The organism is Hymenobacter arcticus, from assembly GCF_054779975.1.
On sequence record NZ_BAAGXF010000017.1, the window covers coordinates 17,402 to 43,503 of the forward strand.

General features: G+C 63.0%; 27 protein-coding genes and 2 tRNA genes. 8 read left to right on the forward strand and 21 right to left on the reverse strand.

Going from position 1 to position 26,102, the window contains the following annotated elements; translation table 11 throughout:
* The first annotated feature begins 25 nt into the window (after window positions 1-25).
* Both ACYVGC_RS21330 and ACYVGC_RS21335 read left to right on the forward strand, forming a co-directional pair.
* Window positions 26-751 (forward strand): hypothetical protein, encoded by a 726-nt coding sequence (locus tag ACYVGC_RS21330; protein WP_460585889.1) that lies wholly within the window; start codon window positions 26-28, stop codon window positions 749-751.
* Window positions 752-939: 188 nt separating this feature from the next.
* A complete protein-coding gene (locus tag ACYVGC_RS21335) occupies window positions 940-1,989 on the forward strand; it encodes an OmpA family protein (RefSeq protein WP_460585890.1) in 1,050 nt (349 codons plus the stop codon).
* A gap of 178 nt (window positions 1,990-2,167) precedes the next feature.
* On the opposite strand, the gene ACYVGC_RS21340 is transcribed toward ACYVGC_RS21335, so the two are convergent.
* The 5 genes from ACYVGC_RS21340 to ACYVGC_RS21360 form a co-directional block, all read right to left on the reverse strand.
* Entirely contained in the window at window positions 2,168-3,445 is a 1,278-nt protein-coding gene (locus tag ACYVGC_RS21340) for a dihydroorotase (RefSeq protein ID WP_460585891.1), read from the reverse strand.
* 97 nt (window positions 3,446-3,542) lie between these two features.
* A complete protein-coding gene (locus ACYVGC_RS21345) occupies window positions 3,543-4,523 on the reverse strand; it encodes an aspartate/ornithine carbamoyltransferase family protein (protein WP_460585892.1) in 981 nt (326 codons plus the stop codon).
* Window positions 4,524-4,574: 51 nt separating this feature from the next.
* On the reverse strand, window positions 4,575-4,907 hold the full coding sequence (locus tag ACYVGC_RS21350) for a hypothetical protein (RefSeq protein WP_460585893.1): 333 nt from the start codon (window positions 4,905-4,907) through the stop codon (window positions 4,575-4,577).
* A gap of 488 nt (window positions 4,908-5,395) precedes the next feature.
* Window positions 5,396-6,910: a DUF4394 domain-containing protein gene (locus ACYVGC_RS21355; protein WP_460585894.1), complete on the reverse strand. Its 1,515-nt coding sequence runs from the start codon at window positions 6,908-6,910 to the stop codon at window positions 5,396-5,398.
* Window positions 6,911-7,242: 332 nt separating this feature from the next.
* Window positions 7,243-8,052, reverse strand: a complete 810-nt coding sequence (locus ACYVGC_RS21360; RefSeq protein ID WP_460585895.1) for a DUF4468 domain-containing protein — start codon at window positions 8,050-8,052, stop codon at window positions 7,243-7,245.
* Window positions 8,053-8,246: 194 nt separating this feature from the next.
* Between ACYVGC_RS21360 and ACYVGC_RS21365 the strand changes: the two genes are divergently transcribed.
* Window positions 8,247-8,885 carry a hypothetical protein gene (locus ACYVGC_RS21365; protein WP_460585896.1) on the forward strand — a complete coding sequence of 213 codons (639 nt, stop codon included), beginning with the start codon at window positions 8,247-8,249 and terminating at the stop codon, window positions 8,883-8,885.
* 12 nt (window positions 8,886-8,897) lie between these two features.
* On the opposite strand, the gene ACYVGC_RS21370 is transcribed toward ACYVGC_RS21365, so the two are convergent.
* On the reverse strand, window positions 8,898-9,206 hold the full coding sequence (locus ACYVGC_RS21370; RefSeq protein ID WP_460585897.1) for a hypothetical protein: 309 nt from the start codon (window positions 9,204-9,206) through the stop codon (window positions 8,898-8,900).
* Between the two features lie 346 nt (window positions 9,207-9,552).
* Here ACYVGC_RS21370 and ACYVGC_RS21375 point away from each other — a divergent pair, with 346 nt between their 5' ends.
* Window positions 9,553-9,825, forward strand: a complete 273-nt coding sequence (locus ACYVGC_RS21375) for a ubiquitin carboxyl-terminal hydrolase family protein (protein WP_460585898.1) — start codon at window positions 9,553-9,555, stop codon at window positions 9,823-9,825.
* A 91-nt stretch (window positions 9,826-9,916) separates the two neighbouring features.
* On the opposite strand, the gene ACYVGC_RS21380 is transcribed toward ACYVGC_RS21375, so the two are convergent.
* From ACYVGC_RS21380 to ACYVGC_RS21395, 4 genes are all read right to left on the reverse strand, one after another.
* Window positions 9,917-12,130, reverse strand: a complete 2,214-nt coding sequence (locus ACYVGC_RS21380; protein WP_460585899.1) for a choice-of-anchor I family protein — start codon at window positions 12,128-12,130, stop codon at window positions 9,917-9,919.
* Between the two features lie 227 nt (window positions 12,131-12,357).
* Window positions 12,358-13,752, reverse strand: a complete 1,395-nt coding sequence (locus ACYVGC_RS21385) for a mercuric reductase (protein ID WP_460585900.1) — start codon at window positions 13,750-13,752, stop codon at window positions 12,358-12,360.
* Between the two features lie 166 nt (window positions 13,753-13,918).
* On the reverse strand, window positions 13,919-14,083 hold the full coding sequence (locus ACYVGC_RS21390) for a DUF3606 domain-containing protein (RefSeq protein WP_460585901.1): 165 nt from the start codon (window positions 14,081-14,083) through the stop codon (window positions 13,919-13,921).
* Window positions 14,084-14,356: 273 nt separating this feature from the next.
* Complete coding sequence (locus tag ACYVGC_RS21395; protein ID WP_460585902.1) at window positions 14,357-14,593, reverse strand: hypothetical protein; 237 nt, start codon at window positions 14,591-14,593, stop codon at window positions 14,357-14,359.
* A gap of 210 nt (window positions 14,594-14,803) precedes the next feature.
* Here ACYVGC_RS21395 and ACYVGC_RS21400 point away from each other — a divergent pair, with 210 nt between their 5' ends.
* Together ACYVGC_RS21400 and ACYVGC_RS21405 are read left to right on the forward strand one after the other, a co-directional pair.
* On the forward strand, window positions 14,804-16,081 hold the full coding sequence (locus ACYVGC_RS21400) for a hypothetical protein (protein WP_460585903.1): 1,278 nt from the start codon (window positions 14,804-14,806) through the stop codon (window positions 16,079-16,081).
* Window positions 16,082-16,113: 32 nt separating this feature from the next.
* Complete coding sequence (locus ACYVGC_RS21405; protein ID WP_460585904.1) at window positions 16,114-16,479, forward strand: hypothetical protein; 366 nt, start codon at window positions 16,114-16,116, stop codon at window positions 16,477-16,479.
* A 184-nt stretch (window positions 16,480-16,663) separates the two neighbouring features.
* Here ACYVGC_RS21405 and ACYVGC_RS21410 read toward each other — a convergent pair whose 3' ends face one another.
* Window positions 16,664-17,404 carry an HAD family hydrolase gene (locus ACYVGC_RS21410; RefSeq protein WP_460585905.1) on the reverse strand — a complete coding sequence of 247 codons (741 nt, stop codon included), beginning with the start codon at window positions 17,402-17,404 and terminating at the stop codon, window positions 16,664-16,666.
* Between the two features lie 145 nt (window positions 17,405-17,549).
* Between ACYVGC_RS21410 and ACYVGC_RS21415 the strand changes: the two genes are divergently transcribed.
* Window positions 17,550-18,068, forward strand: a complete 519-nt coding sequence (locus tag ACYVGC_RS21415) for a DUF4112 domain-containing protein (RefSeq protein WP_460585906.1) — start codon at window positions 17,550-17,552, stop codon at window positions 18,066-18,068.
* A gap of 90 nt (window positions 18,069-18,158) precedes the next feature.
* Here ACYVGC_RS21415 and ACYVGC_RS21420 read toward each other — a convergent pair whose 3' ends face one another.
* The 10 genes from ACYVGC_RS21420 to ACYVGC_RS21465 all read right to left on the reverse strand — a co-directional run bounded on the left by ACYVGC_RS21420 (window position 18,159) and on the right by ACYVGC_RS21465 (window position 24,812).
* Window positions 18,159-18,425, reverse strand: coding sequence for a YidH family protein (locus tag ACYVGC_RS21420; protein ID WP_460585907.1), 267 nt, complete (start codon window positions 18,423-18,425; stop codon window positions 18,159-18,161).
* A 162-nt stretch (window positions 18,426-18,587) separates the two neighbouring features.
* The gene (locus tag ACYVGC_RS21425) at window positions 18,588-18,827 is read right to left on the reverse strand and encodes a hypothetical protein (RefSeq protein WP_460585908.1); all 240 of its coding nucleotides are present in this window, start codon (window positions 18,825-18,827) and stop codon (window positions 18,588-18,590) included.
* 259 nt (window positions 18,828-19,086) lie between these two features.
* Window positions 19,087-20,232, reverse strand: coding sequence for an NAD(P)/FAD-dependent oxidoreductase (locus ACYVGC_RS21430; RefSeq protein ID WP_460585909.1), 1,146 nt, complete (start codon window positions 20,230-20,232; stop codon window positions 19,087-19,089).
* Between the two features lie 136 nt (window positions 20,233-20,368).
* Window positions 20,369-21,898, reverse strand: a complete 1,530-nt coding sequence (locus ACYVGC_RS21435) for a TauD/TfdA family dioxygenase (RefSeq protein ID WP_460585910.1) — start codon at window positions 21,896-21,898, stop codon at window positions 20,369-20,371.
* Between the two features lie 69 nt (window positions 21,899-21,967).
* Window positions 21,968-22,132 (reverse strand): hypothetical protein, encoded by a 165-nt coding sequence (locus ACYVGC_RS21440; protein WP_460585911.1) that lies wholly within the window; start codon window positions 22,130-22,132, stop codon window positions 21,968-21,970.
* 354 nt (window positions 22,133-22,486) lie between these two features.
* The gene (locus ACYVGC_RS21445) at window positions 22,487-22,795 is read right to left on the reverse strand and encodes an L-tyrosine/L-tryptophan isonitrile synthase family protein (protein WP_460585912.1); all 309 of its coding nucleotides are present in this window, start codon (window positions 22,793-22,795) and stop codon (window positions 22,487-22,489) included.
* Window positions 22,796-22,810: 15 nt separating this feature from the next.
* Complete coding sequence (locus ACYVGC_RS21450; protein WP_460585913.1) at window positions 22,811-22,975, reverse strand: hypothetical protein; 165 nt, start codon at window positions 22,973-22,975, stop codon at window positions 22,811-22,813.
* A gap of 54 nt (window positions 22,976-23,029) precedes the next feature.
* Entirely contained in the window at window positions 23,030-24,097 is a 1,068-nt protein-coding gene (locus ACYVGC_RS21455) for an L-tyrosine/L-tryptophan isonitrile synthase family protein (protein ID WP_460585914.1), read from the reverse strand.
* A 385-nt stretch (window positions 24,098-24,482) separates the two neighbouring features.
* Window positions 24,483-24,556, reverse strand: a tRNA-Asp gene (locus tag ACYVGC_RS21460).
* 182 nt (window positions 24,557-24,738) lie between these two features.
* Window positions 24,739-24,812, reverse strand: a tRNA-Asp gene (locus ACYVGC_RS21465).
* Between the two features lie 274 nt (window positions 24,813-25,086).
* Here ACYVGC_RS21465 and ACYVGC_RS21470 point away from each other — a divergent pair.
* On the forward strand, window positions 25,087-26,034 hold the full coding sequence (locus tag ACYVGC_RS21470; protein ID WP_460585915.1) for an acetyl-CoA carboxylase carboxyltransferase subunit alpha: 948 nt from the start codon (window positions 25,087-25,089) through the stop codon (window positions 26,032-26,034).
* Window positions 26,035-26,102: the final 68 nt, after the last annotated feature.

Genomic DNA, 26,102 nt, shown 5'->3' on the forward strand with positions numbered 1-26,102 from the left:
AAGCCGCTGGCCCTGCTCCGTTGCCATGCCTCCTCCTTCGCTTGCTACCCTGGCTGCCCGGCCCACGCTGCGGAGCCTGGTCGTTGTTCGGCCTCGTGGTATGCTGGTAGTCAGCTTGTTGCTGGGTGGCTTAGTGCTGCTGCTGCTGGCTGGCTTGTGGGCCACGGTGGGCCGCTGGCCGCTGGCTACTGCGTCGGCCGGCGTGCTGGGCCTGGGGCTGCTAGCCCTGGCTTGGCGCGAGGTGGCCCGCAGCAACCAGCCCATGCTGCTGACCAGTACCCGCGCCGCCCTGCACCTGGAGCCCTTGGGCTCCAGCATTGCCAAAGGCCTTGCGGCCGAAACCATCCCGCTGGCGAGCGTGCAGGCCTACACCTATTGGGTCAGAGTTTTCCGGTACGGGGTTTTCGCCCAATACCACCTGCGTCTCGAGCTGGCCGGGGGCCGGGTGCTGCACCTGGCCGACCGCCCCGGCGTGCGCCCCGCCGACCCCACTGGTACGGTGTGCCTCGATGCGGTGGCCCAAAAGCTACCCCGCTGGCTGAAGGCCGGCGTGCCCATGCGCCCGCTGTTTTACCTGACCCAGGCGGCTCGCATCCTGCTGAGGATGAGCTGGGTGGCCAGTGCCAGCGCCCTGCTACTTATGTGGTGGGGCCACCCGGCGGGTATGCTGCTGCTGTTTCCGGCGGTGGGCTACGGGGCCAGCTACTACCTGGGCCGAAGTGCGGCCCTGATTACCGCGCCGCCAAGCTAAAACAGCCTGGAGAGCTCGCGCAATGCTTACCAGCCCTTGCTCGCCCCCACGATGCGGGGCGGCGGCCTCACCAGGGTGAGTTGCCAACAGCACTAACGGCGGGGCAAGTACGAAATAACTACTCTTTTAACCTCGACTACTGGGCAGTGCCTTTACTTTGGTGCCACAAATGCTTTTACTCTCCTTTTATGCCCCAAACTCCTCGTTTTCTTTTCGCGGCGCTAGCCCTGGCCGGCGGCCTCAGCGCCTGCGGCCACAAAGACCAGGCTGCCGAGCAAGCCAGCCCGCCCACCACTGCCGCCGCGCCCGCTGCAACTGAAACGCCCACCGCCGAAACTTCGCCGGCCCCCGCCGCTGCACCAGCGGCGGCCTTTGATGTCAGCACGGTGCCCATTTCAACGGCTGCGCTGGGGCCGTTTCCCTACGTTGCCGGGCTAAAAGGCTTTGAGCTCAACACCACCAATAGCAAAGACATTGATTTTGAGCGGGCCTACGTGTACGATGGCAAAACCTTGCTGGCTATCGAAGGCAAGGTATCGCGCCGCCTCTTTGATGCGAACCGGTCGGATGAAAAGGCCCCAAAAGTGACGGAGCTGGCGATTGACCGCAACTACGAGAACCAGCTCAAGGCACTGGGAGCCGTGAAGGTGTGGACGGGCCTCGTGCCGAAAGAAGCGGTCGATAAAATCGGAAATGACGAGTATTACAAGCACCACGGGTTCGGCACCAATGACAACGACGCCAGCGATACGTACCTCATTCGTCAGAAAGACAAGGAGATATGGGTGCAAATCAATAGTCAGTCAGGTGGCGATTACGGAATTGACGTGGTGGAAAAAGCCGTAATGGCCGACCTCACGACCGTACTGAAAGCCGATGAGCTGAAGGAGAAGCTGGCCGCCGATGGGCACGTGGCCCTGCACCTCAATTTTGATACCGACAAGGCCACCCTGCGCCCCGATGCCCAGCCCGTGCTGGCCGAAGTGCAGAAGCTACTGGTGCAAAGCCCCGACCTGCGCCTGGCCGTGCAGGGCCACACCGACAACACCAGCACCCCCGCCCACAACCAGCAGCTGAGCGAGGCCCGCGCCCGGGCCGTGGCCGCCGCCCTCACCGCCCAGGGCATTGCCGCCGACCGCCTGCAAGCCGCCGGCTTTGGCCAAAGCAAGCCGCTGGCCGACAACGCCACCGAAGCGGGCCGCGCCCAGAACCGCCGCGTCGAGCTGGTGCGCCGCTAGGTATCCGGCTCATTATCAAGGAGTAAACCCGGGCTCTTGGCTCGCTGGCCGCTGCTGGCCCGGTGAGCCAAGAGCCTCTTACGCTCCCTCAAGAAAGCAGTAGGCCGGCCACGAGCTGATGGATGGCCTGGCTCAGCGGGCCGTTGCCGGATAATTCGGGTCCCCGCGCACCGAGCGGTTAGCGCTCCAGCAAAATTTCCGTGCCTAAAATCACCAGGTCCACCCGGCCTTTCAGCGTCTGGTCGATAAAGGGCGTGTTCTGGGATTTAGATTTCATGAATTCCCGCGTGAAGGTTGTTTCCGCTTCGGTATCGAATAGGACGCAATTGGCTTCCTGGCCGACTTCGATGGCGGCTACCGGCAGGCCCATCAGGCGGCGGGGCTCGGCCGAGTAGCGCTTCACCACCAGGTCCCAGCCAAATTTCTTGGGCTCCACAAAGAAGTGGTGAAGCGAAACCAGGGCCGTGTCTAGGCCGGTGATACCGTTGGGCGCGCTGATGAAATCCTGGGCTTTTTCGAAGGGCGTGTGGGGCGCGTGGTCGGTAGCAATGATGTCAAAGACGCCCTCGATGAGCCCTTCCAGCAGCGCGTCGCAATCGACCTGCGTGCGAAGCGGCGGATTCATCTTATAGTTCGTGTCGTAGTCGCCAATGTGCTCGTCGGTGAACAGCAGGTGGTGCGGCATCACTTCCGCCGTCACCTTTACATCGCCGCGCGATTTCCACCAGCGAATGGTTTCCATGCCTAACTTGCTGGAAACGTGCTGGATATGCACGTGCGCGCCCGCCGCCCGGGCCAGGCGGATGTCGCGGTCAATGATGATTTCCTCCGCGCAAGCCGGCGAGCCCTTGATGCCGAGCCGGTAGCTCATTACCCCTTCGTTGAGGGCGCGCGGCCCGGCCAGCTCCGGCACCTCGCAGTGGCTGGCAAAAAACATCCCAAACTCGGTGGCGTACTGCATCGCCCGCAGCAGCACCGCCGGGTCGTTGGTAGTGTCCCCGTCGTCGGTGAGCATCTTCACCCCGAGTCCGCGCATGCCCTCGATTTCGGCCAGCTCCTTGCCCTCGCGGTTCTTGGTGACGCAGCCGGAGGTGTACACCGGAATGCGCGAGCGGTCTTTGGCATTGTCCAGCACGGTGGCCACCGCGGTGGCCGAGTCGAGGGCCGGGCGGGTATTCGGCATCATCACCACGCCGGTGATGCCACCATTAATGGCCGCTTCGCTCCCCGTGGTGATGGTTTCCTTGTTCTCAAAGCCTGGCGCGCGGAAATGGACGTGGGCATCAAACATGCCCGGCATCAGCACGCGGCCGCGCGCGTCGATGACGCGGGCCCCCTCGGGAATGGCTAGGTTGGGACCGATGTCCTGAATTATTCCTTCGACAATCAGGACATCGCCCTCGATAAGTACGGGTGAATTTTCGGCGGCGATGCGGGCGTTTTGAAGGAGAAGCATGGAGGAAGGAGTGCTGTAAACCGGCAAGGGGATGGGGATATTCTGATACTATTGGAGATGAAAATACGCGGGCGAAACCAGCCGCTGCGTCCGGCGGTTAGAGCCTAACCCCCGTGGCGCTGGCTCGCTGCGGTGCGGCATACGCTTCCTGCCGCGGAAAATCCCCGCCCGGCGTGAGCCAGTCGAGTACGGCCATGCGAACGGAAATACCGTTTTCGACCTGGTTGGTGATAAGGCTGCGCTCGTAGTCCATGACGGCGTCGCACAGCTCGACCCCCCGGTTCACGGGGCCGGGGTGCATAATGTAGAGGCCCCGGTCGCGGATTTCCGCCAGCCGGGTGTTGGTGATGCCGTAGACCCGGTGGTATTCACGCACGCTGGGAAAAAACTGCACGTCCTGGCGCTCCATCTGCACGCGGAGCAGGTACACCACATCGGGCGCCCAGGCCAGGGCCGCCTCATAGTCGGTGAAGCGGCGGATGCTGGCCGGCACGTACTTGGGCACCAGCGAGCCCGGCCCGAGGTAAGCGACCTCAACACCCAGCTTTTGCAGCAGCGTGCTGGTAGAGCGCGCGACGCGGGAGTGGAGGATATCGCCGATGATGAGGACTCTTTTACCCCGCGGGTCGGGGAATTTTTCCTTGATGGTGAAGGCGTCCAGCAGGGCCTGGGTGGGGTGCTCGTGCGCCCCGTCGCCAGCATTGATGACCGAGGCTGTGGTTTGGCGGGCAATCATGCCGGGCAGGCCGGGGTGGCTATGGCGCACCACGATGTAGTCGGTGCGCATGGCCTGAAGCGTCTCAATGGTCTCGCGCACCGACTCGCCCTTGGTGATGGAGGAGTGGGCAACGTCGAAATTCGTTACTTCCGCCGAGAGGCGTTTGGCCGCGACCTCGAAGGAGGAGTGCGTCCGGGTGCTAGCCTCATAAAACAGCATGAGCACAGACTTCCCCTCAAGGGCGGGGATTTTCTTCACCGAGTGGCTGAATAGTTTTTTAAAGGACGTGGATTGGTCGAGCAGGAACTCGATTTCCTCACGGTGAAGGGATGCGATGTCGAGCAGGTCTTTACGTGCCATACCGAAGGGGAGGAAAATGAGGTTTGCTAGCTAAAACAGACAAGGTGAAGGCTACCCCTGACGGAGCAACGGGCTACCGATGCAGGCCGAGGCGCTGGTGGCCGCCGCCACGGCGGGGGAGAGGCTGTTGGCGTTCCTGGGAGGGCTGAGTAGCGGTTGAGTTATGAAGTATGAATCGGCTGCGGGGGAAGCCGACGAACTCAACGGACATAAAAAAACCGTTTCGAAATCCGAAACGGTAGCGGGGCAACACTCAGAAAAAATAACGGAAATGCCAAAGGCAAAATCGGAAAAACCGATGGTGACGAGGACCTTCCGGTTCCCTCGCGGTTCCTTGCCGAGCAGGGTTCCGCGCTTCGTCAACAAGTTTTTCGGCTGAAGCATGCTGCAAAGCTACGGCATTGTTACGTATCCATTGAGCATGTTAGGCAAGAATTTCCGTGGAGCCGGACGGACGTGTTGCGCACAAACGAGCAAAAAACCTGCGGTTTAATGCGCTAGGCAGAAGCGTTTCGGGCCGGCTGGCGCTCTATTACGTTGGTTAAAAATTGGGGCTTAAAGTAAAGTAGGCGGCTTGGGTTAGGGCTCCTACTTGAAAGGCCAATTGTTAGCTGTCGGTCGGTCAGGCGCGGGATATTTGCCCCCGGTTGCCGCACTATCCGCTAGCGGACGTTGCCCAGCCCCCGGCGGTGCCTCGCCAAAACGAGCTGCCATGCGCCGGCCCACAAACGGCCGCCATCTCACAAAAAAAGCGCTGGCTACGAGGCCAGCGCTTTTTGGGCTTTGGGTAAAAGCCAATAGAAGTAGCAGTGCGCTTTCGCAGCAGGCCCCTGCTTGCCGCACCGCAGCGGGCAAGGGTACTCTCCGGCAGATTAGAAGCCTAGGCCGACAGCCATGGCCTGCAAGGGGCGCGGCAGGTCGGCTCCTTTGGTCGCGGCGCCGGTGGCCAGGTTGATGGTGTACACGCTAGCGGCGGTGCCCACCGTGAGCACGGCGAAGCCCGTGCCGCTGGTGCCCCCGATGTCAAATCCATTCACCCCGGTCGTATTCACGCCCAGCGCGCCCACCGAAACGAGCGTGCCCACATTGGGCGGGTCTTGCCGATACAGCATATCGGTGTTGGAGTCCAGGTCGTAGAGCACCGTGGTGGTGGCGCCCGCAAAGTTGTTGGTGTAGGCGGCGGCCGTTACGCTGGGGGTGCCGGGGTTCAGCAGGCCATCCACGATGGCTACGCCGTCGGCGGGGTTCACGCGCAGGTTCACACCGGTATCACTGATGATGCGGATGCGGTCTACCGTGGGGTTGAAGTCGAAGCCGAAGTTGGTGCCCGTCAGCACGAGGGGTGTGCCGGTGCCCACCACCGTAGCGGCCCCCGAAGCGAGGTTCACCGTGTAGAGCCGGTTGGTGCTGCCCAGGCCATACAGCTGCCCGTTGAGCGGCCGCATGTCGAGGCCCACGAGGCGCTCGCCGGTCTGCAAGCCGGTAACGGGCTTCGTTACCTGGGTTTGGGGAGTGCTCGGGTTGAAGGTCACGAAGTTGTTGTCCGTATCAACACCGTAGGCCACGGCCTGCGTCGGAATGGCCACGCCAATGATGGTGGTGTTGGCCGGGAAATTATCGTAGCGCGTGGCGCGGCCCGAGCCCAGGTCAATCTTGTAGAGCCCCGTCTGGTTGTCCACCGTCAGGGCGGCAAAGGCATCGTTGCCGGCGGCGGCAATATCGAAGCCCGCGAGGCCCGTTACGTTCACGCCCAGGTCGCCCACGGCCACCAGGGTGCCGTCATTGGGCGGGTCCTGGCGATACAGCTTGTCGGTGGTGGGGTCGATGTCGTAGAGCACCGTGGTGCTGGCCCCCGATATGGAATTGGTATAGGCCACGGCCGAAATAGCGGCCCCCGTTACGCCATTAATAGGGCCATCGGTGGTCATAACGGCCCCGGTTTCCGGGTTGAGGCGCAGGTTTTGGCCCGTGTTGCTCACCAGGCGCAGCCGGTCAACGGTGGGGTTGAAGTCGATGGTGGCGGTGGTGCCGCTCAGGGCCGGGGTGAAGGGGGCAGTGCCTACCGGGCGGGCCACCCCGGTAGTGGGGTTGATGATGTAGAGGCGGCTGGTGCTGCCCAGGCCGTAGAGCTGGCCCGTGGCGGGGCGGTAGTCCACACTCAGGATGCGCTCCCCGGTTTGCAGGCCGGTAATGGTAACGGCGGTAGGTGCCGTGGTCACGTTGTTGGCGTTGAACTGAAGTAGCTGATTGGTGCTGGACAGCGCCTGGAAAGTCAGGTCAACCTTGCTGATTGGCGCCGTGTCGTCGTTCTTATCGCAGGCGGTGAACACAAGGCCCATTCCCAGCAGCAGCGCCGCGCTAAGATGGTTAGGCAACAGAAATTTCATGTAAGATGAGTTTTGAATGAATTCCATTGCCTTACGGTTTCCGTTGCTGTTCAGATTAAATAAAGTGGCGCGAGCGAGCGAACTTATTGGTTGTTAGGGCACAAAAAGAGCACAGCCCGTTGTGCTGCGTGCCCCGCGCCCAGGGTATTCTAGTGCCGCGCTGGGGTGCTTCTGCACGCAACAAGGCCACTACGGGGCCCGGTAGCTCGGGGCATTGTCTACGCGCATGGCGGGGGTAAAACACGTAGCGCTGCCCTTCCCAGGCTTCGTCACCAGCGCCTGCCAGGCGCTGGTGACGAAGCCTGGGAAGGGCAGCGCCGAACAGCAGCAGGCTAAAAATCGTTGGTTTTTTTCGCCGCCCGGGGTTTTTGCAGGGTCATGGCTTCTTCCAGGCCGGCCAGCAGGTGGCGCACGTCGCGGGTGGCGGCGGTTTTCAGGTCAGTCCAGGGCTTGTGGCTGCCGAGGCCGGCGTATCCATACAGGCTGGCGTTGTCCTGCTCCAGCGCGCCGCCCGATTTCATGTTGGGCGTGGCCTTGGCACTGTGAGCTAAGTTGCTGAGAATGTACTTATAGCGCCCATCCTTCACGTAGATGGTGAGCGTGTGGCGCACTACCCCGGCGTAGCTGCTGCGCAGCACGCCCGCGTACATGTTGTAGACCAAGGCGGGCAGCTCGCCCTGCACCACCAGCTGGCCCGCGGCAGAGTCTTGCTGCTCAAGCACGGCATTGCCGGAGGTATAGGTCTTGGCGACCCAGGCAGTGGCGCGGGCGTAGAGGTCGGCCTGGCTGATGCCCGGCACCGGCACCACTGCCTGGTAGGTAATGAGTTGGGTGCGGGGGTCAATGGGTAGCTTCTCGGTATCGGCGGGGTCGTAGTCGCGCAGCTTATCCACGGGCGTGAGGTAGAGAAAGCCGTCGTGGCGGACCACCACCCAGCGGGGTAAAAACTGGCCCACCACCACGGCCTCGGCCTGGCTGAACAGGTAGCGGCTGGGCTTACCCGCCGTGTCGGCGGCGCTGCGGTAAAGGGGGGCCTTGGTGAGGCCCACGTGGTAGGTGATGGGCGGCGCAGTGGCCGCCAGCTGCTGGGCGGCGCCGAGCAGCGGCAGGGCCAGGGCTCCGCAGAGGCAAATTAATTTCATGGGGCAGGAAGAGCTAGGGTGGGCTGGCAAGGCCCCCACGGTGCAAGTTCGCCCCTAATAATTGGTTGGCGGCCCCCCACCGCACGTTGCTACCGCGCATTTGCCCGTACATGGGGGTAGTGGCGTAGCTCCGCGCAGGAGCCCGCGCCCGCTCCGCCGCCCCGCCCCGGGCGGGGCTCCTCAGTCAAAAACGCATGGGAATCTTTAATATCTTCTCCAAAAAGCCCGCTAAGCCCTATCAAAACGACGGGCTAAACCACGTGTACGAGCTCCTGTTCTGCGACGATATTGCGCTGTACCGGCAAACCACCGAGCCCACCGCCTACCCGTGGACGGTGCTGCTGGCCGCCGCGCCCAGCACCGCGCAGCTGCAAGCCGTGGCAACCGACAAAACCCTAGAGGCGCGCCAGCGCCTGCTGGCCTACCGCTTGCTCACGGCCAGCGGCGCGCCCATCGACCACCGCGAGATTTTGGGTGTGGTAGTGGAAGTGGGCTTGCCCGGCGGGCTCGATGTGCTGGCCGCCTTCAGCGAGGGTGGGGCGCGCTACCTCAACCAGGCCGAAAAGCTGCTGGTGTGGGAAACCCAAACCCCGGAGTCGCGCCGGCTCATCGACGAGCTGTTTGATGCCAGCCTCACCGTGGTCAACCAGATTGGCAAGTGGGAGCAACCGCGGCGGCCCTTCCCGCCCAACGGCATGGTGCGCCTGACCTTCCTGGTGTCCGATGGCCTGTACTTTGGCGAGGGCCCGTTTGAGGTGTTGCAGGCCGACCCCATGGGCGGCCCCGTCATTGCGGTGGCCACGCGGCTAATGGCCTACCTGACCCAGCAGTAGCCCGCGCCGGCCCTAGCTGGTGGGCACGGCTTCGCGCAGCAGTTGCTGCACGTCGGTTTCGGAAGAAAGTAGCTCGTTCTGTGCCATGTCCAGAAACGTCTGGGCTTGCTGACGCGCGGCAGCCGTGGGCGGCCCATCCGCTAATAGAAAGTCAACTAACTCTTCTTCAGTTTTTTGCAGAATGGTCTCTAGTTCCAGCTCCACGAGGGGGTTGGCACCCAGAGCCAGGTACAAGCGTACACTGTGGCGCAGCTGCTGCTGCCACGATGAGCTGGCCGTGCGGGCCAGCAAGCTCAGGGGCGGGTGGTAATCGTTCTCCATACAATGCAAAGGTAGGATACTAAGAAGCAATAGGACTAATGTGGGAAATTTTATTTCTCTCTGCTCAGCTTAATTTTAGCAAATCAGCACTCAGCAACTGGGTGGCGGCCGCGCCCGGCCAGCCGGCCGTAGTTTGGGTAGGTACCGCAAGTTGACCTAATAATAAACTGCTGATTTTCAGCCAGAAGTGTTTCGGTTAATTGCCTTCTAGTCGAGTCGGTTAGCCGGTTTGCTGGCCAGTGAAGTGGTTGCCAGCGTGGCTTCACCACGGAATAACGTGTTCGCAAGTAATAATTTTTTGGTAATAAGCTGGTCACTAATTTGCTGACCTTTATTGTCTTTTGTTATGGAAACTCCCTGCCAACACCTCGCGGCGCTCGACCTCGCCCACCTGAAGCATGATACCCGGCACGTGTGCCCCGCCTGCGTGGCCCTGGGCGATACCTGGGTGCACCTGCGTATTTGCCAGCAGTGTGGCCACGTAGGCTGCTGCGACGATTCTCAAAACAAGCACGCTACCAAGCACTTCCGCGCCACGCAGCACCCCGTTATCACCTCGGCCCAGCCCGGCGAGCGCTGGGCCTGGTGCTACCCCGACGAGGCATTTCTGGACTATTAGCGCCCCTGGCATCAAGCACAACGGGCCTGCCCCGCAAGTGCGAGGCAGGCCCGTTGTGATTGGTTGAGGTAGGGGATAATCGACCTAAACCTTAGCGCACTACCAGCTTGCTGGTGGCCCCGTCGGTGGCGCGCAGCACGTAGATGCCGGCTGCCAAGCCGCTGGTTTCGAGGTGGTTGGTAGTAGAAATCTGGCGTACGGGGCGGCCCGTGAGGTCGTGCAGCGTGCCCGAGATGGAGCGGCTCAGCTGCACGGCCCCGCCCTGGCTGGGGTTGGGGTAGAGCAGCAGCGGCGCGGCAGCTTGCCCGGCCCGCGTGGCCGTTACGGTGGGCGTCTGGATGTTGTACACGGCCACCGTGCTGCTCACTTCGTTGGCCAGCAGCAGCAGGGGCTGGCCGGTGGGGCTGTCGGCGGCCGCGATAAACACGATGCCCTCGGGGCCCAGGTCGCCGGTGCCAGCGGTGAGGCTGCGGTTGTTGACGTAGGTTTCGAGCACCGGGCTGGCGGGGTTGTTAATATTAAACACCAGCACGCCGCCCACGCGCTCCATCGACACGAAGGCGTAGAGGTTGCTGCCGATGCGGCCGGTGGTCACGCCCTCGGGCTCGGGGCCCTTGTCGTCCGAGCGGTTTTTGCGGGTGGGCGCTTCACCAAAGCCGTTGCTGGCGTTGAAAATGGCCCCGTACGTGGCATCGGCCGAGGTTACGCGCTCCAGTAGGTTGCCGCTGTCGTGCACCTCGGCCCCGGTGGTGGCGTTATAGATGCTGAACGAGCGCCCGCCGTAGGCGTAAATCTCGTCGAAGTCCCCGTCGCCATCGGTGTCGCCGAGGCGGTTGGTCACGTTGAGGCGGCCCAGCACGGCGTTGTTTTTGAGCAGCGCCGCGTTCGGAAACACCGTGGGGTCCAGCACGTAGGGCGCGCTGGCGCTGGTGGTGCCCAGGCGCACCTGCTCGCTAAAAGCGGTGTAGTCGCGGGCATCGCCCTCGTTGGCCGTCAGCAAGTAAGGCGTGCCGCCTACCTCAAAGGCGGCAATGGCATCGGGCTGGCGCATGCCCTTGATGGGCCAGTTGGCGATGAGCACCTCCGTGGTTTGGTCGGAGGCGTCGATGCCGCGGCCGGGCTGGCTCAATTCGCTGTAACCCACTGGCCGAATGGCGGTTATCTGCTTGCTGCCCAGGTCGAGCACCGCGATGCCGTTGTTTTCTTGCAGCGTGATGTAGGCCGTGCGCGAGTCGGCGCTCACGGCCACGTACTCGGGCTCCAGGTCCTGCGCCACCGTCGAAGGTGTGGCCGCCAGCCCGCCGTAAATGCGGATGCCCTGCGCCCGCAGCGTGGCCGCCTGGCTGTTGTAGGCGGCGAAGCCGGCCGTAGTCACGTTGGCCTGGGTGAGGCCCGCGATGCCGCCCGACATATCAATGACCGACACGCTCCCCTCGGGGTCGGTGGTGTAGGCGGCGTTGGGCTCGCCCTCGTTGGCGGTGAGCACGTAGCGGCCATCGGGCGAGAAGGTAATCATGTCGGGCATAGCGCCCACGGTCACCTGCTTTTGAAATACGCCATTCTGGTCAAAGAACACCACGCTGCCATTGGCCTGCGGGTTGGTATTCTCTAATGCGCAGGCTACCAGACCATTGCGGGCATACACCGAATTCAGGCCCCCGTAGGCTTTAATGTCGATAGAGGCAATGGCCGTGATGGCGGCCGGATTGGCCAGGTTTAGAATGTCGAGCTTGCCGCCCACCGAGTTGGCCACGTAGAGGCGTTTGGTACTGGCATCATAGCTCACGATTTCAGCCGAGTTTATCTGCGTAGTGCCGCTGAAAGGCGTGCCGTTCTGGTAGCTCTGCAACAGGCCGAGGCTGACGTTATTGGCCCGAGCCGGCGTAGCCGTGTCGTTGTCCCGGATATACACCAGGATGTCGGTGGCCCCCGCCGTAATGGTGGCGTTGGTAGCATTTTGCAGGCGCACCACGAAGTACTCCGTTTCCTCGGCCGCCGCGTCGTCGAGGATGGGAATGGTCAGCGTTTGCGGCCCCGTGGCCCCGGCTGGAAACGTGATGGTTTGGGTGGTGGCGTAGGTGAAATCCTGGCCGGCCGTGGCCGTGCCAAATGCCTGCACCACCACCTGCACGGTGCTGGCCGCCGCCCCGGGGCTGGCAATGGTAAGCGGAATGCTGACGCTGCCCACGCTTTCGGCCACCACCAGGGTAGCGCTGGGCCGGTTAATCGTCTGGGCCTGAGCCGCTGGCAATGTAAAACCCAGCAGCAAAGCCGCGGGTAGCAAAGAGGAAAAATACGGGTGCATACAGTACGAATTGGTTGGAAAAACCAAAACTACCGGCGGCACTTTGTGGCAATATGATGAAGATATTATGAAATAAATGGGGGGGGTAGCGTGGACTCTGCCTGAGTCCGCGCGTGAGGGCCGTTAGCACAACCAGCCAGCCACGGCAACCTACCGTGAACTCTGCGTAAAGGCCCGTTCGCCCATCGCGCCACGCCCGGACTCGCAGAGTCCAGGCTACCTTAATTTCACGCAGCCGGCGTGGCTTCCAGCGGTTTCAGCTCGCCGAATACCGTTGGAATCAGCTCGGCCACGGTGGGGTGGATGAACACGTTGCGGCGCATAAAGGCGGCCGTTTGCTTGGCGTACATAGCCGTGATGATGCAGTGAATGGCTTCGTCGCCGCCCACGCCCACGATGCTGGCCCCCAAAATCTGGTCGGTTTCGGCGTGCACCAGCACTTTGATAAAGCCCTGCGTTTCACCCTTTTCCACGGCGCGGCCTACCTTGGTCATGGGGCGCTTGCCCACTAGGGCGGGCGTGCCGGCAGCGCGCAACTCGTCTTCGGTGAGGCCCACTTTGGCGAAGGGCGGGTCCACGTAAATGGCCGACGCGGGCAGCCGGTCGCCCACGCGGCGCGGGTCGTGGTTGAGCAGGTTGGCGGCCACTATTTCGAAGTCGTTGTAGGCGGTGTGGGTGAATGCGCCGCGCCCGTTGCAATCGCCCAGCGCCCAAATGCCCGGCACGGCCGTTTGCAGCTGCTCATCCACCGCTATGAAGCCGTGGGCATCGGCTTGCAGGCCGGCGTTGGCTAGGTCCAGGTCGTCGGTGTTGGGCTGGCGGCCCATGGCTAGCAGCAGGTGCGAACCGCGGCTGGGCGAGGAGTCTTTTTCGCAGTTTACCTGCACCACCGGCTGCCCGTCTTCCAGGCTCAGGCTGATGCACTCGGCCCCGAGCCGTAGCGTAATGCCTTCACTAGTAAGGATTTCGTGCACGGCGGCGGCTACGTCGGCATCGTCGTGCGGTAGCAGGCGCGGGCTGCGCTCCACGATGGTAACCTGCGCGCCCAGCCGCCGAAACAGCTGCCCAAACTCCAGGCCCACGGCCCCCGCGCCCACAATAAGCAGGTGCGTCGGCAGCTCGCGCAGCGCCAAAATGGTGCTGCTGGTGAGGTAGGGCACCTGCGCAATGCCCGGCAGCGGCGGGCTGGCCGGGCGGCCGCCCACGTTCAGAAAAATGCGCGGGGCGGCGAGCACGTCGTCGCCCACCTGCATGGTGGTGGCCGATAAAAACCGGGCGGTGCCCCGAAACACCGTGCAGCCCGCCATGTGCATCAGCCAGTTTTCGAGGCCGTTGCGCGAGGCCGCCACAATGGCGTCTTTGCGGGCCTGCACCTGGGCCAGGTCTACGGTAAGCTCGCCCACCGCCGGCAGGCCGTAGTGGGTGGCCTGGCGCAGGGTGTACGCGGCTTTGGCGCTGGCAATGAGCGCTTTGGTGGGCGTGCAGCCGGTATTCACGCAGGTGCCGCCAAAGTCCTGGCGCTCAACCAGGGCTACCGTGTAGCCGGCCGCCGTGAGCCGGCTGGCGAGCGACGGGCCCGCCTGGCCCGCCCCAATAATGAGCGCATCGAAAGAGTGAGTCATGGGGAGAAGCCTTTAGAAGAGCAGCCGGTACGTAGCTAACCGGCACCACCGCGCACTGTTGCCGGGCACTGGGCCCGGAAGCTTCAAAAGCTCACGGGCCAACCTGAATGGTTGGTGCGTGAGCTTTTGAAAGGTAAGCGGCTGGCCCTGAGGTAGCGGCCGAAAGCTAGCGGTTGAGGTAGGCGCGCACGTCGGTGGCCAGTACGCCCACCGCGATTACGGCATTGCGCAGGCGGGTTTCAGTGCAGTTGAGCACGTGGCACCAGTAGTTTATCTCGTTGGTAGACAAAACGTTGACGCGGGTATTATCGGCGGGAACGGAGGCAAGCATAGCGCTGGAAAATGATAATTTATAAGTAACTAATTGCTATGCAAGGAGTTGTCGCAATAAAGGGGCTGGTTGCGGCGGCTGCCCTGGTAAGGTAGGGCGGCCTGCGCGGCGTAGCTACCTATAAAAGTAGGCCCAGCAGCTAGCAAAAACGCAGGTTAGCCGAGTTTTTAAAAGAGGAAATACTATAAATTACTGGTTAGCTTTTGCTTAGACTAAGGGTGGGCCCCGCCGGGCCTGCGGGGGTGGGGGCTTGCACCCCGCCGGCACCCCGCCCTAGGCTATCCCGGTGTTGGCCCGGAAGCGGGCCGCGGATTCCAGGGAATATACAACTTCGTCGATGGTGAGGCGGCCCCGCAGGAAGAGGTCGAGTATCTGCTGCTGGTAGGGCTCCAGCGAAAAGCGGGTGCCCTGCGTAAACGAAATAACGGCGGCTGCCAGGCGCTGGCGGCTTTGCTCGGTAGCAAGCGTAGAAACCTGCAAGGGTTGAAGCGTAGGGGTGGGATAGTTCATGTCTTAAAGCTAGGCCCCGCAATCCAAACGACCGTATTGCTTTCGTTCAATTGCCTGAAAACCTGGCTAAAAAGTTTTAGCCGCTCAATGAAGGAAGCGGCCAGAGCCAGGGGGTACCCCGCCACTCCCGCAAAAAATAGCGCCTTGTAACGCTGCCGCTTCCGCTGCCAATCTACTTTTACGCCCGCTTTTCAACCCGCTGATTGCTCAATGGCCGCTCCCTTTTTTTGCCTGCCGCTGCGCTGGCTGCTGGCTGCGTCGGTTCCGGGGCCCGTGCTCACCATGCAGCTGCGGCCCACGTATGCGCAGCCCAGCCGGGCCAATGGCTTGGCCGTGGCGTACAGCCTCGCGCCGGCCGCGGGTAGCGCGCAGGCCCGGCCGCTCAACCTGCAATTCGACCTGCTGGTGCTGTTTTTGGTGCGCAACGCCGACCAGGTAACGGGCTTGGTGGTGACGGATGCGAAGGGGACGGTGGCCATGGCCCCGCCCACGGTGCGCGAAGCTGAGGGCGTAACAAGGCAGCACTGGCTGGCCCGCCGCCCGGTGGTGGGCACCGTGCACGTCACCTACCGGGTACCGGTGGCCAGCGCCGTGGCCCCCAAGCGCGGGCCGCACCTCGACTTGCAGGCGGCCGGTGGCGGGGTAGCGGGCGCGGGCATCGGCTTTTTGCTGCTGCCCGACCTGGCCGACAGCCTTACGCTGCGCCTGAGTTGGCAGCTGCCGGCCGGGGCCTCGGCGGCCAGCTCCTACGGCCCTGGTGGCCAGGCAGCCCGCACCACCGCCGACCAGCTGGCCAATGCCCAGTTTTTGGCCGGGCCACTGTACCAGTACCCAGCTCACCCCACGGGCCAGGGCTTTAGCGTGTATGGGCTGGGCAAAACGGCCGCCGAGATGGACGCGCCCATGGCCGCCGCCGAGCGCGTGTATGAGTTGGAGCGTCAGGCCTTTGGAGGCTCGGCCACGCAGTCGTTTAAGTTCTTTTTTCGCTCGTACGAGGGTAGCCCCTTTTCGAGCGGGGTGGCCTCGCCGGGCGCTTTTATGATGTACCTGCCGCCCAGCGTGTCGCTCACCGATGTGCAGGAGCGCGCTACCATTGCCCACGAAACGGTGCACGCCTGGGGCTTGTACCTGAATGCCGCGCCCTCACTCGATGACTGGTACACCGAAGGCATTGCCGACTACTTTGCCCTCACGCTGCCCTACGCGGCCGGCCTCTACACGCCCGCCGAATACCTGGCGCTCATCAACCGCGACGCCAGCTTTTACTACACCAACGCCCGGCGGCTCACCCCCGACCACGACGTGCCCACCACCATGTGGGCTGGCCGCAACGCCTGGACGCTCTCCTACGCCCGCGGCCTGCTCTACTTCGCCAACCTCGATGCCAGGCTGCGCCAGGCGGGCAGCCCGTACATGGTGCTAAGCTTTGCTAATGAGCTATTTATCCAGAGCGCGCCGGCCACGCGCCCACCGCCCAGGACTGGGTAGCCCTGCTGCGCCGCGAGGCCGGTGAGGAAGCCGTGGCCGACTGGCAAGCCATGGTAGCGGGCCAGCTGCTGCGCCCGGTGCCGGGCGCCTTTGGGCCGGGCGTAGCCAGCCGGCCGGTGCCAGTGGGCTTCTTCGACCTGGGCTTTGCCGAGCCGGTGGCGTTGCAAAAAGGTAAGCGCATCAAGGGCCTGGTGACGGGCTCGGCGGCGGCCCTGGCCGGCCTGCGCGAGGGCGACGAGCTGGCCGAGGCCGTGAACCTGATTCCTGTCTACGGCAGCTTCACCCAAGCTATTACGCTGCCCGTGCGGCGTGGCGCGGCGGTGGAGCCCATCACCTACCAGCCCCGCACCGGCCAGGCCGAAGCCTGGGAATGGGTAGCCGCGCCGGGCAAGCCGTAGGGTTCTTGAGTGGGCGGCGAAATGCTTGATTTAGACCTTACGCAAATCGTTGTCATTGCGAGCGGAACGCAGTGAAGCGTGGCAATCGCATCCGAACGTTACCCGCACGACCACGTTCTGATGCGATTGCCGCGCTCCACTGCGTTCCACTCGCAATGACAAACGGTTTGCGCAAGCTGGCGCGCTACGTCGGCTCGCCAGCAATGTGGGCCAGCACTTCTTGCAGCGGTTCGAGGCTGGTGATAGTGGCCACGCCGGGCAGCGGCTGCGCCGCGCCGGTGCGGTTGAGCCACAGCGGGCGAATGCCCACGGCCCGCGCCCCGAGCACGTCGGCGGTCCAGTTGTCGCCCACCAGCACGGTGTGGGCGGGTTGGGCATTCAGCTGGTGCAGGGCGGCCGCAAAAATGCGCGGGTTGGGCTTGGGTACGCCCACGTCTTCGGAGGTGATGAGGGCATCGACCAGGCCGGCCATGCCCATAAAGTGCAGCTTGTCAGTTTGTTCGGCCGTGCGGTTGTTGGTGATGATGCCCACGCGGTAGTGCGGCCGCAGGGCTTGCAGCAGGGCCAGCGCCCCCGGCACCGGCTGGCGCAGGCGGGCGTAGTGCGCGTAGTAGGTATCGGCCAGGCGTTCGGCGTCGGCGGGGGTGGCGCGGGGCTGGTAGCGGGCCAGCAAGCCCCCAAACCGCTGGTCGCAGGCCTCGGCGGGGGTGAGGCGGCCGTGCAGCACGTGCAGGTGCAACTCCTCCAGCAAGTCGCTGTAAAACTGATAGAAAGCCTCGAAGTCTACCGTTGGGAAGAAGGGCAGCCCGGCGGCGGCCACCCGCAGCGTGGCTCGCGAGGTGGCGGTGTGGTCAAACAAGGTATCGTCCAGGTCGAACAGGACCGTGGTGGGGCGGGGGGCGGTAGCAGGCGAGGGCAAAGACATAAAAAACGGGTTGCTACCCAGGCAGACAAGCCAGCGGCCGGTAGGTTTGGCCGGCTGGCCCCAGAAGGGTTGCGGGCGGCTGTACGCGGCCCGCGACCCTTCTGGGGCCGGCCCGCGTATAGCTGGCAATTATCATCGCCCGACCATGCCCGCTACCACCACCCGCCGCCCCGAAATTACTGGCTTCGATGCCGACGAGCGCCTGCGCTGGGTCGAGCGCGTGGCCCGCCTGCTCGATAGCCAGTTTCGGCTGCCGGGCACCCGTTTTCGCTTCGGCCTCGACCCGCTGCTGGGCCTGATACCCATCGTGGGCGACCTCTCCACCACGGTGGTATCGGTGGCGCTGCTGCTCACTATGCTGCGCCACGGGGCCAGCGGGGCCCTGGCCGTGCGCATGGCCCTCAATATCCTCCTCGACACCGTGGTAGGAGCCATCCCGATACTGGGCAGCGTGTTCGACTTCACGTATAAAAGCAACGAGCGCAACGTGGCCCTGCTGCGCCGCCACTACGCCGAAGGCCGCCACAGCGGCAGCGGCAAAGGCCTGATAATCTTGATACTAGTGCTATTTGTAGTGGTAGCAGGCCTGGTGGGCTGGGGCAGCGTGGCCCTGCTGCATTGGCTGTGGCTGGCCATGGAAGGGCACACCAGCCTGGTAGCCTAATGCCGGGCGAACAGCGTTACATGTCAGCTTATATTAATTATATAAAAAACTGATAGACAACTAGTTGCTAGTATTCGACTCGGCCAGTAGCTACTGGCCGGCAAACTGGCAGGCCACGAGCTGGCGCCGATGGGTGCGAAAGCGCAGCAAGCCCATCGCCAGCACCAGGCCCGCCCCGGCCAGGGCTGAGTAGCCCAGCCGGCCGCCCCGCTCGGGATGGAATTGTAGCAGCGTCAGCCCAAAGCCCAGCAGCGCCAAGCTGGTGCGCACGTAGGTGAGCAGGGTGCGCTCGTTGGCCAGGCGGGTGCGCTGCAAGGCCAGCTGGTCCGATAAGTTGAGGGGGAGGAGGGCAGGCATAAGGCAAAAGCAAGGGAAAGCCGGAGGCACTGCGCCGCCGGCCACCCTGCGGGCAGCCTAACGTAGCGCGGGGCGTTTGGGATGGCCCGCTCCCGCTGCCCGCCCCGCCGGCAGAGGCAACCGCTACACCCAGCTGATGCACCGCAACAAACAGCGTGTCAGTTACTTTACCTGCACCGGGGCGGGCGGGGGCATCCGCATATCGGTGGGCTTGCTTTTCTGCACCATTTTCTTTCCCAGGGCTTTGCTGTCCGTCACCACTTTGGGCCCTTGGTAGGTGGCGGCGCGCTGTTCGGGCGTTTTGGTGGGCTTGGCGGGGGCGGTAGCCGGTGCCTGGCTGTGGGCAGTGAGCAAGCCCGCAGTAAGCGCGAGAGTGCTGGCAACTGTGAGGAGCTTTTTCATGGGCTGGGTTGGTTGAAAGCTGCTGTGGGCAGAGTAGTGGCTGCTTGGCGAGTCCTAATGCGCGCCTCGTTGGCAAGCACGCAGCTAAACGCCCTAACGCAGAAGCACTACATAGGCTATTGATGCCTGAAAGGCGCGGGCTGTGTATAAAGGTTGCTTAAACGCTGGCACTTAGCCCTATACTCCCTGGTCAGGATGGCTTTATCCTATCTCGTGCCCTAGCTATAATTTGCCGGCTCACTAGCTAAAAATTTGGTAATCAGTAGCTTCTGCCATGCGTGAGCTTGAGCACCTGCGTCGTCAGACCCGGCAAGCGCTTGAGGGCCTGGATGGCCAGCGTGGTGAGCCCCGCGTGCCCAAAAAACTGGTGAATGAGCCGGCCCGCCGCAATGCGCAGGTGCAGCAGGCGCCGCCAGGCCTGGGTGTAGCGCTGCTCCAGCTCGGCGCGCGCAATGCGGCCGGCCAAAAACTCCTCCAGCAGGTTGTGCAGCAGGAAGCTGGCGTTCATGCCCATGCTCATGCCGTTGCCGGCGAGCGGGGCAATGGTGCCGGCCGCGTCGCCAAGCATCAGCACGTGGGCATCCACGGTGGAGCGCTCCCGAAAGGTGATTTGGGAGATGACGATGGGCGCATTGCCTTCGTGCTGAGCCTCTTGCAGGTAGGGGCGCAGCAGCGGGTTTTGCATCAGTACGTGGCGCTCCATCTCGGGCACGCTGTTGCCGTGGGCACGCAGGTTGCGCACGTCGCTGATGTAGCTGCAATTGGTGAAGCCGCCGGCCACCGGCGAGAGGCCGCAGTAGCCATCGGTGAAGTTGTGCATCTCCACAATATCGCGCGGAAAATCAGGTAGTTGCAAGTGGTGCTTCACGGCCACAAACTGCCGTCCCCGGCGGCTGGGCTCCACAAAGGGCCGTTGCAGCTTGTTGTCGAGGTTGGCGTGCTTGCCCCAGGCCCCGCAGGCGGTGCGGGCGCGCACTGTGGCCCCGCCCGCCAGGGTAAGGGTAAACTGCTCGTCGGCAAATACTACGTCCGTCACCCTGGTGCCTTCCTGCACAACAGCGCCGTACGAGCGTGCCAGCCGGGCCAGCCGCTGGTCGAGCTCGTAGCGCGTGATGCCCAGGCCGCCGATATCGAGCGGGTGGTGCAGCGCCACGCCTGTGGGCGATGATACCGTGAAGCGCGTCATCACCGGCAAATTCAGCTCGGCCAGCGGCACCCCGATGCGGCACAGAAAATCGTGGTTTTCCATCGAAATGTACTCGCCGCACACCCGGTGAAAGGGGTAGGTTTCCTTCTCAAACAGCACCACGCGCCGCCCGCCCCGCGCCAGCTGCACCGCAAGCGTGAGCCCCGCCACGCCCCCGCCAATAATGGCGCAATCGTAGAGTTCATTGGAAGTAGGCATAAGGTAGGAGGGAATGGTTGTGAAATACTCGTCATTGCGAGCGCAGCAAAGCAATCGCACTGGCACGATGCACGAACGAGCGGCGCGCCTGTCGTGCGGGTGCGATTGCTTCGCTGCGCTCGCAATGACCGGCAGTTTAGGCTACCTGTTTTTTGCGCTGTACCCGCGCCGCAAACAGCACCCCGGCCGCCAGCAGGCTGGTGTAGGCAGTGGCCATTAGCCACTTGGGTATCAGGCGGCCGCTTTCCTTGATGATGGCCGTGGCCGCTACTTCGTCTTTGCCCGCAATCTGCTGGTTGGCTTTTTCGTAGCCCTGCGCGATGTAGGCCACGGCCCCAGCCAGCGGCAGCAGGGCCAGGTAGGCGGCTTTGGGCAGCTTTTCAGACTTGAATAAGTAGCCGAAGCTGCCCAGCACCAGCAGGCCCGCGCCGCCTGTGAGGGCCTGCGCCACGCGCATGCTGCGGTGCAGGCCCAGCGCCACAATGGCGGTGTAGAGGCCCGCGGCGCGGTCTTCGGTATAGTCCTCGGCGTTGTTGAGCATCAGCACGCCCACTTGCAGCAGGCCGTAGGCGGCGGCCAGCGTGAGCACCGCCGGCCGCGGAAACCGCGTGACGAGGCTACCCGTGTAGGCCATCGGCCCGAAGAAAATAACGGCCCACAGCGCCGCCAACTGCCACACGCCCCGCGACTTGAGGTGCAGCGGCTGCCACGAATACTGAAAGCCCAGCGCCCAGCCAATCACGGTGAGCGGCACAAACTGCCAGCGCCCGGTGTGGCGCGTGAGCCAGAGGCTGATGCCCACCGTGCCGGCCACCGAGGTCCGCATTTGCCAGCGCACGCCCTGGTCGCCCAGCTCAAAGATGGCGTTGGATAAGTGGCTCTTGTACACGGCATCTACGCCGCGGTCGGCGTAAGTGTTCACCATGTCGCCGAAGTTAAAGAGCAGGTAAATGCCGGCCAGCCCCACGTAGAGCTCGGGCCGGCGCAGGAAGCGGCCGTCCTCGGCGCTGAGTAGAATGGGGATGAGAAAAATCGGAATCTCGGCCGGCAAAAACTCGGGTCGGCGCAGGATGCTGCTATTCTTCAAAAACCGCCGCAGCCCGCCGTGCGCCGGCCGCGCCAGCAGGTTGATGCGCTGAATATGGCGCTCATTGGGGTTCAGAAACGCGTCGCGGCCGTGCAGCAGTAAGTGATTGTCAGCTAGCACAATATCATTGTCCTGCCAGCTGTGCACGTACATCACCTCCGGCGCGTAGAGCGCCGCTTGCAGCTCCGCAAGGAGCGCCGCCTGGGCCTCGGGCGTGGCATCGAGTACTTCCACGCTCACCGGGTTGAGGTCGTGCACGGGCTCGGCAAAGCGCAGGGTATCCTCACCCGTAACGGGGTGGGCCTGCCGCAGGCGCTGGGTGATGGTGCCGCCGTAGTGCACCACTTTTTCGGTGCGGTAGCGCAGCGTGGCCTGCGCCCAGCGGGTGCGCTGGTCCTCGGTGGCGCGGGCCAGCGCCCGGCCGGTATCGGCAAAGGTGGTGCCGCCCCGGTCCTCGGCGCGGGGCGCTTTCACGCACTGAAAAAAGATGAGGTAGGGAATGCGGCCGATAAACGCGCCGTCCCAGTGCAGCGGCACGGCGCTGGGCGTATAGAGGTAGTTTTTGGCCCCCGGCTTCACCAGCAGCTCGTTAATAGCCCCGAAGGGCCATTGCAGCGGCTCGCCCAGCTGCTGGGCATAGAGCGCAAACTATTGCTTGTCAAACAAGGCGAACCCTCTAAAAATGAGGATGCGATGCGCGCGCACCCAGCCCATCAGCTGGTCGGCCGCAATGCCGGCAATGGTTTGGCCGGGGTAGTCGGCGCGCACGAGCAGGCCAAAGGGAGCCTGGAGCTCAAGGGTATAGGCAGGCATGAAAGCAAAAAAGTAACGGGTGGAGCGATAGCTAGCCAGCCGTATTTGTTGGTTGTTCGGTGAGCAAATGGCAACGGTTGCACCAGAGATACTCCTGGTCGTCTTGGTGTAGCTTTAAGGCGGTAGAAGAACCGCAGCTACTACAGCCGCGGGCAAACTGCTCGAAACGATAGGTACCATCCGGGTTGTACTGCTCATTTTCATAGGCGTAAAATCCGCAGCTACAGCCCCAGCCGGTGACCTCCCGGCCAGCCTCATCTTCGGTCATGTACCAGGTGCAACAGTCCTGCTTGCAAACAGGGCAAATTTGGGTAGCCATCGCGTCATTATTCGTTGATAATTACAACTGTTTGGTTAAGAATTCGGCCCCGCCACGAAGTGGCTGGGGCGGCCATCCTTTTCAATGAGCTGCGCGCCCAGCTCTTCGGCTTGGTGGCGCTTCATAAGCACGTAATCGTTGGCGCGCAGCAGCACCACGCCGTGCCAGGGCGTAAGCCAGTCATCGATGGCGCGGGTAATGCGCAGGCCGATTTTGTCGGAGTGCGGGTGCTGCGGGTGAATGCTCAGGCGCAGGGCGTGCGGAAACTCCTGGGCTAGTAGCCGCGTCCAGGCATTGCTGCGCTGAATCACCTCATAGGCCACTTCCTTGCTCTCCTCCTTCACCCGGCTCTTGCTTTTCTAGGGGGCCAGCGCCAGCCCATCTTCCGACACGAAGCGGTGAATGCCGTTGAACATGGCCCGGGCGTGGTCGGTGTTGCGCACGCGGGCCCGCAGCTCGTCCAGCGGCTCGCCGTACTGCGCCACTATCCAGGCGCGGGCCGCGTCAAACGAGTCGGTGGCCAAAATATCCTCTAGGTTGATAACGTCCAGGTCAGCCGTGCCCAGCTGAGCCAGCAGCTACTTAAGTACTTCATTATAAGCCGATACCTCCGCATCGCTCACCTGCACCAAGTCGGCAAATACGCGCCCGTCGGCGCAAATACTGATGCGCGCGCCCGGCGCATACACCTGCCGGATGTCGTTGCAGAGGCTTTGCAAAAAAGTCAGGGCAATTTCCTCGCCCAGGTCGGGCAGCTTGCCCAGCACCTTGTGCGGGTTGGGCGACTTGGCCGGGAAGGCCGGCAAAATGAGGTGTATCGGCTGGCCCTGGCTGATGTAATAGTGCAGCTTAGGCAGCTGAATGGCAATGCTTTGCTCATCGGGCGCGGCCGGGTCGTCGGGGCCGGTGCGCAGCACCTTGCGGTGCAACAGAATGAGCTTCGCCACGCGCCGCGCCACCTCAAAATCCACCTCTGCTGACACGTGCAAAAACTGCCCCACCGCCGCGCCCACCTGGCCCAGCAGCAGCGGCCCCAGCGCAGTGGCCAGCTGCGGCGTGGCCAGGGCCAGCCCGGCGCACAGCAGCTCCAGCAGCTCATCGGTAGCCTGCCCTTCGGCCGAGCGGTCGAGCAGGCGCAAGCCCAGCACGCCCCAGTGCGCCGCATAAAGCGCCTGCGCCAGCGCCCGCGCCTGGGTTTCGGCGGGCGCATCGGTAGCGCCCCGCACTGCAATTTCAAACAAAGCCAGGCCGCGTAGCCGGATGTCCTCCGTTTCGGGGCTGAGCACGCCGGTGGGTGCGTCGGCATCGAGCAGCGCGGCCAGCTGCGAGCGCAGCAGGCGGTGGTAAGGCACCAATAAAGCCAGTTTGCAGCGCACCAGCGCCTGAAAGCGCAGGGCCAGCGGCCCATCCGGCAGGTTGGGCGCACGCGCTTCCAGCTCGTCGTGCACGCGCTGGTACAAACCCAGGATGAAGTTGTTTTTAGAGCCAAAATGCCGGTAGGCCTCGGCCAGCGGCTGCCCGGCGGCGGCAATATCAGCCACCGAAACGGCCTGGAAGCCCTGCTCCGTGAGAAGGGCCAGGCCAGTATCGAGCAGGCTGCGGCGCGTGGCAGCCAGGAAGCGCGGAGGAGCAGCAGGGACTGCCATTAATAACGAGCAAAAAGCCGTTGGCAGTAGTACCGGCCGGCCCGCTAAAGGTAATCCAGCGCGCCAAGTGCGAAGTGCCGCGGGGCATGCTGGTGCCTCATTCCGCCAACTATTATGTGCCTGCTCTGTGGCGGCACCAATTTGCCAGCTCCCATCCGGATAGCTCCTAAGGCAGAAAAAGCTTGTTCTCCAGTAGCGCGGCCCGCCGAACGCAGCTCAATGGGTGTAGTAGCCGTGGATACTAGCCACTTACCAGGCAGCACTAGCCAGCCGTTTGCAGCCATTCTTGGCTGGATTAGAATTCCTGAATTATCATTCGAAGCCGCTAAAAGAAAAAGCCCTGTAAGGGCTTGACTTACAGGGCTTTTTCTTTTAAAAACGATTGCGGTCTGGACGGGACTCGAACCCGCGACCTCCGCCGTGACAGGGCGGCATTCTAACCAGCTGAACTACCAAACCGTTTACCGCAATCGGGAAAACCAGGAGGCTTTTCCGTTTTGGTGCTGCAAAGGTAAGGAAATAAAATCGGCATTCCCAAGCCAAATTGGAAAAAAGTTCATAATTACCTGACTCCTTGTTTGGCAGCAGCGGTAACGCAAAAGGCCCTTCCTGCTAACAGGAAGGGCCTTTAAAAACGATTGCGGTCTGGACGGGACTCGAACCCGCGACCTCCGCCGTGACAGGGCGGCATTCTAACCAGCTGAACTACCAAACCGTTTACCGCAGTCGGGAAAACCAGGAGGCTTTTCCGTTTTGGTGTTACAAAGGTAGAGCCAGCAAAACCCCGCATACAAGCCAGCCGGCCAAAAAAGCGGGTATTTGGGCCGTTGGTAAACGTTGTTGGTTGTTTTTCAGGCTCATTGTTTTTGGGCGGGGCGGCGGGCTTGGTTTGGCTTTACCTTTGCCAACCGGCTTTTGGGCCACTTCCGCGGGCATAATTAGCCCCGGCAGCGGCCCGCCTTTTTATCCAGCACCCAGCAACCCACCCCATGCTGCTCGATTTTGAACAACCCATCGCGGCCCTTGAAGACAAGCTGCGCCAAATGCAACAGCTCGCGCTCGACAGCGACGTTGAAGTAACCGAGGCCGTGGCGGCCCTCGAAGCCAAGATAAAAACCCTCAAAGAAGAAACTTACGCCAACCTCACCCGCTGGCAGCGCGTGCAGCTCTCGCGCCACCCCGAGCGGCCTTATACCCTGGATTACATCGCGGGCATGGCCGATAAGTTTGTGGAGCTGCACGGCGACCGCACCGTGGGCGACGACAAGGCCATGGTGGGCGGCTTCGGGGAGCTCGATGGCCAGCCGGTGCTGTTCATTGGCCAGCAAAAGGGCCACAACACCAAGCAGCGGCAGTTTCGCAACTTCGGCATGCCCAACCCCGAGGGCTACCGCAAGGCGCTGCGCCTGATGAAGCTGGCCGAAAAATTCAACGTGCCCGTGGTAACGCTCATCGACACGCCGGGCGCGTTTCCGGGCCTCGAGGCCGAGGAGCGGGGCCAGGGCGAGGCCATTGCCCGCAACCTCAAGGAGATGTTTATGCTGAAGGTGCCCGTTATCTGCATCATCATTGGCGAAGGCGCCAGCGGTGGGGCGTTGGGCATTGGCATCGGCGACCGCGTGCTGATGCTGGAAAACACCTGGTACTCCGTTATTTCGCCCGAGTCGTGCAGCAGCATTCTGTGGCGCTCGTGGGACTATAAGGAGCAGGCCGCCGAGGCCCTCAAGCTCACGGCCATTGACATGAAGGGCGCGGGCCTGGTCGATGGCATTATTCAGGAGCCGCTGGGCGGGGCGCACACCAACACCGCCGCCATGATTGCCACCCTGAAAAGCAAGCTGCTCGAAACGCTGCGCGAGCTGGCCGCCGTGCCGGCCGACGAGCGCATTTCGCAGCGCATCGACAAGTTTTCGGCCATGGGCGTGGTGGTGGAGTAGCCATTTAGGGTGAGAGGGTATGCGGGTAGGAGGGCAGGAGTTGTTAGCGCTGCTCGTTATCCTTCCCA